The sequence below is a fragment of the Acidisphaera sp. L21 genome, from assembly GCF_009765685.1.
Classification (GTDB): Bacteria; Pseudomonadota; Alphaproteobacteria; order Acetobacterales; family Acetobacteraceae; genus LMUY01.
Map to the genome: position 1 here is coordinate 89,768 of NZ_LMUY01000071.1, position 10,481 is coordinate 100,248.

At 66.1% G+C, this 10,481-nt stretch carries 12 protein-coding genes; 7 read left to right on the forward strand and 5 right to left on the reverse strand.

The window, feature by feature from the left end; genetic code table 11:
• On the reverse strand, positions 1–386 hold a 386-nt coding region (locus GSQ76_RS13815), incomplete at its 3' end, for a LacI family DNA-binding transcriptional regulator (RefSeq protein ID WP_216851052.1).
• A gap of 132 nt (positions 387–518) precedes the next feature.
• Between GSQ76_RS13815 and GSQ76_RS13820 the strand changes: the two genes are divergently transcribed.
• Together GSQ76_RS13820 and GSQ76_RS13825 are read left to right on the forward strand one after the other, a co-directional pair.
• Positions 519–731 carry a hypothetical protein gene (locus GSQ76_RS13820; protein WP_254070402.1) on the forward strand — a complete coding sequence of 71 codons (213 nt, stop codon included), beginning with the start codon at positions 519–521 and terminating at the stop codon, positions 729–731.
• Positions 732–796: 65 nt separating this feature from the next.
• Positions 797–1,336, forward strand: a complete 540-nt coding sequence (locus tag GSQ76_RS13825; protein WP_216851053.1) for a lipocalin family protein — start codon at positions 797–799, stop codon at positions 1,334–1,336.
• A 45-nt stretch (positions 1,337–1,381) separates the two neighbouring features.
• Here GSQ76_RS13825 and GSQ76_RS13830 read toward each other — a convergent pair whose 3' ends face one another.
• Genes GSQ76_RS13830 through GSQ76_RS13845 form a run of 4 tightly spaced genes read right to left on the reverse strand, consistent with a single transcriptional unit; the run spans position 1,382 to position 4,443 of the window.
• Positions 1,382–2,476 carry an alkene reductase gene (locus GSQ76_RS13830; RefSeq protein WP_158744488.1) on the reverse strand — a complete coding sequence of 365 codons (1,095 nt, stop codon included), beginning with the start codon at positions 2,474–2,476 and terminating at the stop codon, positions 1,382–1,384.
• 21 nt (positions 2,477–2,497) lie between these two features.
• Positions 2,498–2,878, reverse strand: coding sequence for a DUF427 domain-containing protein (locus GSQ76_RS13835; protein WP_158744489.1), 381 nt, complete (start codon positions 2,876–2,878; stop codon positions 2,498–2,500).
• 34 nt (positions 2,879–2,912) lie between these two features.
• Positions 2,913–3,659 carry an SDR family NAD(P)-dependent oxidoreductase gene (locus GSQ76_RS13840; RefSeq protein WP_158744490.1) on the reverse strand — a complete coding sequence of 249 codons (747 nt, stop codon included), beginning with the start codon at positions 3,657–3,659 and terminating at the stop codon, positions 2,913–2,915.
• Between the two features lie 37 nt (positions 3,660–3,696).
• On the reverse strand, positions 3,697–4,443 hold the full coding sequence (locus GSQ76_RS13845; RefSeq protein WP_158744491.1) for an SDR family NAD(P)-dependent oxidoreductase: 747 nt from the start codon (positions 4,441–4,443) through the stop codon (positions 3,697–3,699).
• 148 nt (positions 4,444–4,591) lie between these two features.
• Here GSQ76_RS13845 and GSQ76_RS13850 point away from each other — a divergent pair, with 148 nt between their 5' ends.
• The 5 genes from GSQ76_RS13850 to GSQ76_RS13870 all read left to right on the forward strand — a co-directional run.
• On the forward strand, positions 4,592–5,473 hold the full coding sequence (locus tag GSQ76_RS13850; RefSeq protein WP_158744492.1) for a LysR family transcriptional regulator: 882 nt from the start codon (positions 4,592–4,594) through the stop codon (positions 5,471–5,473).
• A 233-nt stretch (positions 5,474–5,706) separates the two neighbouring features.
• Positions 5,707–6,852: an ABC transporter substrate-binding protein gene (locus tag GSQ76_RS13855; protein WP_254070403.1), complete on the forward strand. Its 1,146-nt coding sequence runs from the start codon at positions 5,707–5,709 to the stop codon at positions 6,850–6,852.
• Positions 6,853–6,940: 88 nt separating this feature from the next.
• A complete protein-coding gene (locus GSQ76_RS13860; RefSeq protein ID WP_158744493.1) occupies positions 6,941–8,074 on the forward strand; it encodes an ABC transporter substrate-binding protein in 1,134 nt (377 codons plus the stop codon).
• A gap of 29 nt (positions 8,075–8,103) precedes the next feature.
• Positions 8,104–9,927, forward strand: coding sequence for an ABC transporter permease (locus tag GSQ76_RS13865; protein ID WP_158744494.1), 1,824 nt, complete (start codon positions 8,104–8,106; stop codon positions 9,925–9,927).
• 1 nt (position 9,928) lies between these two features.
• On the forward strand, positions 9,929–10,481 hold a 553-nt coding region (locus tag GSQ76_RS13870; protein WP_158744495.1), incomplete at its 3' end, for an ABC transporter ATP-binding protein.

The following is a 10,481-nucleotide window of genomic DNA, read 5'->3' on the forward strand; positions in this document are numbered from 1 at the left end:
GCATGGTTGGTCAGGAAAATCAGCCCATCCACATGTTGGTCCCGCAACCTGGCCAGCGCCCGTCGCTCCTGCTCCGGCCGGTTGCGCGTGGCCAGCAGCAGAACGCTCAGCCCAAGCACATCGGCCGCCTGCTCCACCGCATCGGCCAGCGCGCCGAAGAACGGGCTGGCGATGTCGGGCACCACCAGCCCGATCATGTCCGACCGGCCCAGGCTCAGCCGCCGCGCATGCGGGTTCGGCCGGTAATCCAGTTTGAGAATGGCGTCATCGATGCGGCTGGCCGTGCCACTCGGCAAAGACAGTTTCGCATTCAGATACCGCGACACCGCCGCCGTGGACACGCCCGCAGCTTCCGCGACATCGGCCAGTCGGGACGTGGATGGCACGCGCAGGATGCAACCCCTCCGGAGTGTCTTGTTAAGCGGTTAACTAGCCTAGCCAGAGCACGCCGCGCTTGTCACCCCCTTTTTCACCGAACCACCTGCGTCATCCGTCGTTTTCCTGGCAGAGAACCGCACGTGCAGGAGCAACCGATACCCCAGGGCGACAAGTCGAAATACACCGGCAAACAGGCCCGCAAAGCCAAGCACATCGCCGAAAGCTACGAGCATCGCGGCGTCGGCGAGAAGGAGGCGGAGCAACGGGCTTGGGCCACCGTCAACAAGGAAGACGGCGGCGGCAAAAAGCCCGGCGGTTCCGGCCGCAAACACCAGGACGCCAAAAGCGCCTAATCGACGCCAGCCGGGAACTCCCGTCGCACCACGACCTTGCAGGTGCAATGTGTGGGGGAACGTTGGTGCAGTTCTTTGTCCTGAGCCTGGGATTGCTCCTGGCGGCATGCGCGTCCGGCCCACCGCTGTCGCTGGCCAAATCCGTGGACATCCAGCGCTACTCGGGCGACTGGTACATCATCGCGGAAATCCCCTATGTGGGCGAACGCGGCAATGTCGGCTCGACAGTGAAGTACACACCGCTGCCGAACGGCCACGTGCTGGACGAATACTTCGCTCACCAGCATGATTTCGCCGCGCCCATCACCCATGCCTCCTTCGACGATTACGTCGTCGACGGCACGGGCAATGCGCTATGGCGCGTTCGGCTGTTCTGGCCGATCTTCGTCAGCTACCCGATCCTGGACGTGGACGCGGCCTACACGACCGCGCTCGTCGGCTACCCCGACCGGTCGCTGGGCTGGATCTTTTCCCGCTCCGCCGACATGACCGACGCGGACTACCAGGCGCAACTCACCAAATTCGCCGCCCAGGGCTACGACCCCACCGCCTTCCGCCGCGTGCCCCAACATCCGGACCAGATCGGCAAGGCGGGCTTCGAGTAGCGGAGACGCCGCCCCGCCAATTAGGACGATCCTGGCCGGTGTCGATTACCCGGCGGCATACGCCGGGTAATCCGTGTAGCCGCCCGCGTCGCCGTAATAGAACGTGGTCCGGTCATACGCATTCAGGGATAGCCCAGCCTGCAAACGTGCCGGCAGATCCGGATTGGCAATGAAGTGCCGGCCGAACGCAACCAGATCGGCCTCTCCCTTCGCCACGACCTCCGCTGCGCCGGCACCGTCGAATCCGCCAGCGGCGATCACCACCCCGCCGAACACCGGCTTCAGCAGACCAGCCGCAACCGGTGGGTGATCGCCGATTTCGGTATTTCCCTTCACCCGCGGCTCGATCAAGTGGATGTAGGCGATGCCACGCGCCCGCAGCCCGGACGCAGCATAGGCAAACAGCGCTTGCGGATCGCTGTCGTGCATCGCGTTGAAGCTATTGTTTGGCCCCAGCCGCACCCCGACCCGCGTCGGCCCCCAAACCGAGGCCACCGCGTCCACGACCTCGAACAGCAGGCGCGTCCGGTTCTCGATACTGCCGCCATAGGCATCGCTGCGGCTGTTGGACCCGTCCTGCAGAAACTGGTCGATCAGGTAGCCATTGGCCGCATGGATCTCGACCCCATCGAACCCCACCGCCTTCGCCCGCTCTGCCGCGCGCCGATACTGCGCCACAATACCGGGAATCTCTTCGATCCCGAGCGTACGCGGCGGCGTGGCCGGCCCGGGTCCGCCCTCCAGCAGCACCCCAAGCCCGTCCGCACCACCGGATGGCGCCACGGGTTGTCCGCCATCTGGCTGCAGGCTGCGATGCGACACCCGGCCCACATGCCAAAGCTGGAGCAGAATGGTCGCACCCTTGGCGTGCACGGCATCGACGACGTGGCGCCAACCCGCCGCCTGCGCATCCGTCTCGATCCCGGGGGAGCCATAGCCCCCATTGCCCTGCCGCGAAATGAACGTCGCCTCGGCGATCAGCAGACCACCCGGCGTGGCGCGCTGCGCATAATACTCGGCCATCAACACACCGGGCACGTTGCCCGGCATGTCGGACCGCATGCGCGTCAGCGGTGCCAGCACGACCCGATGGTTCAGCGCGAACGCCCCGGCCTGAATCGGATCAAATAGGTTTGCCATAACTCTCTCCTACGCCGGGCGTTATGCCGCGCCGACTTCTATCGTATCGACCCGGTCGGGGTAGAATGCGACGTAGTCCTCGATGGAAGCCACCGCCTCGTATGGCGCCTCATAGGTCCACATTGCGTCGACCGAGCGCGCACCGCCGGCGGGGATGCTGAAATAGGACGCATCCCCCTTGTAAGGGCAGTAGCTGCTGGTGGCCGATCGCTCCAGCGCCGTCATGTCGACGTCGGCGCGCGGAATGTACTGCACCGCCGGGTATTTCGCTTCTTGCAGCGTCAGCGCGCCCATCGTGTCGGCAATCACCCGGCCGCCCAACGTCACTCTCACTCGCTTGCCGGTCGGCTCGATCGTGATGGGATGGTCGGGCCCCGGGATCTTGATAGTCTTGTCGGTCATGATCACTCTCCTGTTCGTCGTTCCGGCCGAGGCGTCAGAGCTTCGAGCCGCCATCCACGCGCAACGTATCGCCGGTAATCCAGCGCGCCTCATCGGACGCCAGGAAGGCAATGGCGTCGCCGATGTCGTCCGCCTGCGCAAGCCGCTTCAGCGCCTGCATACCGAGCGTGAAGTCTCGCCCGGCATCCGTCTTGGTGAAGTTCGACATGTCGGTCTCGACCACGCCGGGTGCAACGGCGTTGATACGAATACCCCGCGCGCCGAGCGCGAAGGCGAAATGCTTCACCAGCGTATCCACCGCGCCCTTGGTCGCCGCATAGGCCGACAAAGTGCCCACTGCCGCATGCGCCGCCAGGGAGGACAACAAAATGACACTACTGCCCTCACCCAAAATCGGCAGCAATTGCTGCACCAGAAAATACGGCGCCCGCACGTTGACCGCGAAGAGGCCGTCGAACTCCGCGACCGTCACTTCCTCGATCGGTGCGGCCTTCGAGATGCCGGCATTGGCCACCAGAATGTCCAGCCGGTCGCCAACGATGCGACGCGTTTCCGCCGCGAGTTGGTGCGGCCCATCCGGCGCGGCCATGTCGGCGGCGACCGCCTCCGCCCGGCCACCGCCCGCACGGATCTGCGCCACGACCGCGTCCGCCTCCGCGGCGCCGCGCCCGTAATGCACCAGCACCTGGGCGCCCTTTGCCGCCAATGCCAGCGCGGTCGCCCGCCCGATCCCACGCGAGGCGCCCGTGACCAAGGCCGTCTTGCCAGAGAGTGTTGTCATAATTTCTGCTTCCTTGTGTCTGCGATGGTGTGCCGGGTTAGCTGGCGGTCTTGCCGCCGTTCACCCGAATGATCTGCCCGGTGATGAAGGCGGCCTTGTCCGATGCGAGGAACAGGATCGCGTCGGCGATCTCGCTGGGGTGTCCGCCCCGTTTCAGCGGAATTGCGGCGACGAAGGCGGCTTTTTTCTCCGGCGAGCCGGCAAGCCGGGCCAGCATGTCCGTTTCGACCGGACCCGGCGCTACGGCATTCACCCGCACGCCGAAGGCTGCTGCCTCCAACGCGGCGGATTTGGTCATCCCCTCCACCGCGTGCTTGCTGCCCGCATACAGCGACATATTCGCCGCGCCACGCTCGCCCATGGTGGAGGAGATGTTGACGATGCTGCCGCTGCCCTGGGCCTGCATGACGCGCAATTCGTGCTTCATGCTCAGCAATGTGCCCAACACATTGGTGTCGAAGCTGGCGGCGTAGGTTTCTGGCGTCTGGTCCGTCACCGGGCCGGGCGTGCCCTCACTGCCCGCGTTGTTGACGGCGATATCCAGGCGCCCAAACTGCGCCACGGCCTGATCGACCAGGTTACGCAGGTCCGCCTCGTGCCGCACATCGACCTTCACGAACAAGGCCTCGGCGCCTAGCCGATGCAGTTCGGCTGCAAGCGCCTGCCCGGCCTCGTCATGCCGGCCGGAGATAACGATCGACGCGCCTTCCTGTGCGAAAGCGACGCCGGTGGCGCGGCCGATGCCGGTCAACGCGCCAGTGATCAGAACAACAGGTTTGCTCATGTCTCATGCCTCCTCGGCAGCGCCAGTTTGGTTCGGTTATGCGCCGAACCAAGCAGGACTGCAGTGAACGAGGCATAGCTAGGTTTCTATGGCGCCGACCAAAAAGACTTTGTAGGGTCGACACCATGCCCAAAAGGTATGGTTGAGCATGGAGCTGCGGCATCTTCGCTACTTCGTCGCCGTGGCGGAGGAGGGCAGCCTGACCGTCGCGGCGGAGCGACGCCTTCACACCGCACAACCCTCGCTCAGCCGGCAGATCCGCGATTTGGAACAGGAGGTCGGCGTCGCGCTGTTGAAGCGAAGCGTCCGTGGGATCGAACTGACTGCCGCCGGGCGCGTCTTCCTGGACCATGCAAGGCTGGCCCTGAGCCAGGCCGAGACAGCCGTGGAGGCGGCGCGCCGGGCCGGGCGGCCAACCAAGCAAGCCTTCGCGCTTGGCTTCCTGACTGGGCAGGAAATGGACTGGCTGCCAAAGGCCATGGCCCTGCTGCGGGCCGACCTGCCGAAGATCGACGTCACTCTGTCCAGCGACTACTCCCCCCAACTCGCCGACAATCTGATGCGCGGCCGGGTGGATCTGGCATTCATGCGGCGGGAGGCGCAGACGCCAGACCTTGAATACCGCCTGGTGATCGAGGAGCCGTTCGTCGTCATCCTCCCCAGCGATCACCGGCTTGCCGCGGGCAAGACCATTGCAGTCGGTGATTTGGCGGGCGAGACCTTCATCGGCATGTCCAAGACGGCGCCCGCGCTGCAGCCGATTATCGACGCCTATCTCGCCGAAGCCGGGCTGGCGCTGCAAACCGCGCACGAGATCGACAATCTGGGCATGGCGATGTCGCTGATCGCGTCCACCAGGGGCGTGGCGCTGATCCCCGCCTATGCGCGCAATTTCCTGCCCTGGTCGGTCACCAGCCGGCCGCTGCAAGGCACGCCGCCAACGATCGACCTGGTGATCGGCAACCACCGAGACAACAAATCCCCGGCGCTGCGGCTGTTCCTATCCCGGTACGCGGAATTGCGACGTTGACCGCAGGCGACACACGTCGGATGCCGGAGAGCGGGATCGAGATCCCGGTCGCAAGTTTTTTTGAAACGGTCGGTTCCGGAGACGACGCCGCGCTGGACGACGTTCCTACCCGCTAGGCAGCAAAGCGCTGCTCCTCCGGAATAGCGCGGTAGACGATCTTTCTCGTGCAACCAACCGGGCCGCTTCGCCCCAAGGGGGCGTGAGCGGCGGCCTGGATTGACGCCGGGGGCCAAGTGTTTCTCAATTCGCCCATGCCGTATCTCAGCCGCCGCACCCTGCTCGCAACCGCCGGTCTCACGCCCCTGGTGGGCCGCGCCCACGCACAGACCGATGCCGTGACGGTCGGCGTGAGCGGACCGCTGACCGGGCAATATGCCCAGTATGGTGCGGATTGGCGGCGGGGGTTCGATCTGGCCGTGGCAGAGGCGAGCGGCGGGATCAACGGCCGCCCGCTCGCCTACGACTTCCAGGACACGCAGAGCGATCCACGCCAGGCCGTGGCGGTCGCCCAGCGTTTCGTGGGCGATTCCCGGATTGCGATGGAGCTGGGGGATTTCTCCTCCGCCGCATCGATGGCGGCCTCGCCAATCTATCAGCGCGGCAAGCTGGTGCAATTCGGGTTCACCAACTCCCACCCCGACTTCACCAAGGGTGGCGACTATATGTGGTCAAACGCGCCGAACCAGGCGGACGACATGCCGATCCTGGCGGATTACGCGATCGGCCGGCTGGGCTTTCGCAAGCTGGCGGTCGTCTACATCAATGGCGATTGGGGCCGCACCAGCAAGGACATCTTCCTGAAGGCGGCGGCCGAGCGGGACGCCAGCGTCGTCGCCAATGAGGGCTATCTCCCCAATGAACAGGATTTCCGCTCCACCCTGGTGCGCGTGCGGGACACCGGGCCGGACGCGATTCTGCTGATCGCCTATTATCCGGACGGCGCCCAAGTGGTGCGCCAGGCCCGCGACATGGGATTGACGCAACCCGTGGTCGCCACCGGCTCGGTCTATTCGCCGAAATTTCTCGAACTGGGCGGCGCCGCGGTCGACGGCGTCTACACCAACGCCAACTTCTTTCCGGACGATCCGCGCCCCGTCGTGCAGCGCTTCGTCACCGGCTACCGCGCGATGTTCGGCACCGACCCCGGCAGCTACAACGCCCGCGCATACGACGCGATGACCGTCGCGATCTCGGTCATGCGGCAATTCGGCACCGACCGGCAGGCGATCCATGATGGCCTGGCCAAAATTCACGACGTACCCAGCGTGTTGTTCGGCACCGTCACCTTCGACCCGGCGACCCGGCGCGTCAGCCACCCGTCCAGCATCGACCTGGTCGTAAAAGACGGCAAATTCGCCGTCTGGAAGAAAGCCGCCTGAAAATGAGCCCGGCCTGAAAATGGGGCATTGTGCGCAGTGCCTCGCCTCCCCTAGCGTCATTGCACCGCAGCAACATCGGACCCCGGCCATGACCCTCAGCCGCCGCTTGCTCCTTGCCGCCGCAGCCGCCCTCCCCGCGACCCGGGCGTTCGCCGCCGACCCGATCATGATAGGCGTCAGCGGCCCGCTCACCGGGCCCAACGCGCAATACGGTGCGCAATGGAAACGCGGGTTCGACCTGGCGCTGGACGGCATCAACGGCGCCGGCGGCATCAAGGGTCGCCCGCTGCAATACCGGTTCGAGGACAGCCAGTCCGACCCGCGCCAATCGGTGGCGGTGGCGCAGAAATTGGTGGCCGACCCCAGCATCATCATCGAGTTGGGGGATTTCTCCTCCCCCGCCTCGATGGCTGCCTCGCCGATCTACCAGCGCGCGAAACTGGTTCAATTCGGCTTCACCAACTCCCACCCCGACTTCACCAAGGGCGGGGACCATATGTGGTCCAACTCTACCAACCAGGCGGAGGAGCAGCCTCGTCTGGCGGAGTTCGCGGCCAAGCTCGGCTTCAAGAAACCAGCCGTGCTGCACCTGAACACCGATTGGGGCCGCACCGCCAAGGACGCCTTCGTCAAGGCCGCGCCCGGCCTGGGGATGGAGGTCACCACCGCCGAGGCCTACCTGTCTGCCGAGCAGGATTTCCGCCCCACATTGGTGCGCGCGCGGGACAGCAAGGCGGACGGCCTGGTGCTGCTGTCCTACTACGCCGACGGCGCACTCATCAGCCGCCAGGCCCGCGACACCGGGCTGGCGCTGCCGATCCTGGCTGGCACATCCAACTACTCGCCCAAATTCATCGAACTTGGCGGCGCAGGGGTCGAGGGGGATTTCGTCATGTCCACCTTCTTCCCCGGCGACCCCCGGCCGGAGGTGCAGGATTTCGTCAAGCGCTACCAGTCGAAATACGATCAGGAGCCGGACAGCTTCAGCGCCGGGTCATACGACACGATGATGCTGGTGGCCGCCCTCTGCGAACAATACGGCACCACGCGGGAGGCGATGCAGACCGGGCTGACCGAGATCCGCGACGTACCGAGCGTGGTCTACGGCAAGGTCAATTTCGACCCCACCACCCGCCGCGTGCCCGGCGCCAGCTACCGCCTCCTGCTGGTCAAGGGTGGCAAGTTCACTGTTTGGGACGGCTCGAAAGTAGCAGCCGGTTGATCGCCAACCTCGTAGGAGTTTCCTAGTCCGTGTCGTCCTGGCTGGACTACACGATCAACGGTCTGATTATCGGCAATATCTACGCCCTGCTTGCCGTGGGGCTGGCGCTGATCTTCGGCGTGTCGCACCTGATCAACTTCGCCCACGGGTCCGTCTACGCGGTGGGCGCCTATATCGGCTGGGCCTGCTTCAACTACCTGCATTTGCCGCTGCCGCTGACGGCATTGGTCGTCGTTATCGTCTGTGCCGCCTTGGGCATGGTGATCGAGCGGCTGGGCCTGCGCCCGCTGGCCGGGGCGCCGCGGATCGCGCCGTTGCTCGCCACCATCGGCATCAGCCTCGTGCTGGACCAGTTGCTGCAGATCATCTTCACGCCGGACCCCCGCGCCCTGCCCTCCCCCTTGCCGGCGTGGCGCATCCATGTCGGCGGCGGCACCATCGGCGCGCTGGACATCCTGATCGCGGCAACCGGCATCGGCAGTGCCGCGGTGCTATTTGGCTTCCTGCGCTTCACCAAACTCGGCTGGGCTGTGCGCGCCACCGCGCAGGACCGCGATGCCGCACGTCAGATGGGCGTCGATACCGATGCGGTGAACCGCACTGTGTTCGCCATCGCCTCCGCCCTCGGCGGCCTGTCCGGCCTGCTGGTCGGCATGTATTTCAACCACATCGACCCGGCGATGAGCTTCCAGGCAACGCTGAAGGGCGTGGTGGCGCAGGTGATCGGCGGCATGGGCAACGTGCCCGGCGCTATCGCCGGATCCCTGCTGCTGGGGCTGACGGAAAGCTACGGCGTGGCCCTGTTCGGATCGTCCTACCGCAACCTGTTCAGCTTCGCCCTGTTGCTGCTGATCCTGGTGCTGCGCCCGAACGGGCTGTTCGCCAGCCGCCGCGCCACCCCGCCGGAACCGATGACCGGCACCTTCATCGCCCCCAGCAAGGTACTGCGCGTGCCACCTTGGCTGGTGGTGGCCTCCGTCGTGGTGGCCGCACTCCTGCCCCTGGTGCCGAACATCCCCTACGCGCTGCAAGTACTCACGAACGCCTGGCTGGCCGCGATGCTCGCCATCAGCCTCACATTGGTGGCCGGCACGCTGGGCCAGGTCTCGCTCGGCCACGCCGCACTGCTGCTGATCGGCGCCTACGCCTCCGCCCTGCTGGCACTGGACGCGGGCTGGCCGGTCTGGGCCAGCATCCCCGCCGCGGGCGTCCTGACGGCGCTGATCGGCACCGCCCTGGTGGCGCCCGCCTTCCGCCTGCGCTCGCACTACGTGTCCATCGCCACACTCGGCATCGGGGAGATCGTGGGCCTGGTGATCCTGAACTGGGAAAGCCTGACGCGCGGCCCGATGGGCGTCACCAACATCCCAACACTCGCGATCGGCACCCTGGAACTGGATAGTCCACAGGCATCGTACTGGGCCTGCCTGGCGATCCTGGTGGTGCTGGCGCTGATGCAGGCGCGCGTGCTGCGTTCCCATCTGGGCCGCACCTTTCGCGCCATCCGCGATGACGACGTGGCCGCCCGCGCCTACGGCATCAGCCTCGACCGTTACAAGGGCATCGCCTTCGCCGTCGGCGGGTTTTCCGCCGGGATCGCGGGCGGCGTCTCGGCCCATCTGTATTCTTACATCAACAACGAGACGTTCACCTCCACCGTGTCCATCTCGGCGCTCACGATGGTGATCCTGGGCGGCATGGGCAATCTGCTGGGCGCGATCCTGGGCGCGGTGGCGCTGACCGCCCTGCCCGAGTTGTTCCGCGGCACGGCGGAATACCGAATGCTCATCTACGGCCTGGCATTGCTGCTGCTGATCCGGTTCCGGCCACAGGGCGTGTTGGGAACCGTCTGAGATGACCCTGCTGGCGGCGCGCGGCATCACCCGCAGTTTCGGCGGCGTGCACGCCGTGGCCGGCGTAGACCTGTCGCTGCACCAGGGCGAGTTCCTGTCCATCATCGGGCCCAACGGTGCCGGCAAGACCACCCTGTTCAACCTGTTGAGCGGGCACGACGTCCCCGATGGCGGCACGATCACCCTGGATGGCACTGTGATCACCGGCTGGGCGCCGGAAAATGTGGCCGCCCTGGGCCTCGCCCGCACCTTCCAGCACGGTCGGGTGTTCGCCAACCTCACCGTGCGGGACAACGTGCTGGTCGGCGCCCACCACCGCCTGCGCGCCGCCAAGCCCCGCCTGCCCGGCCTTGGCGCCCTGGCCGAACTCGCCGCCGCGCTCATCCGACCCCCTGCCGTCCTGCGGGAGGAGCGGGAGATGAATGCGGAGGTGGAGCGCATCGTCGCCCTGTTCGGCGATCGGCTGACCCCCCGGCTGGACCAGCCCGCCTACACCCTGTCCTACGCCAATCGCCGCCGGGTCGAGATCGCTCGCGCCCTGGCCCTACACCCCC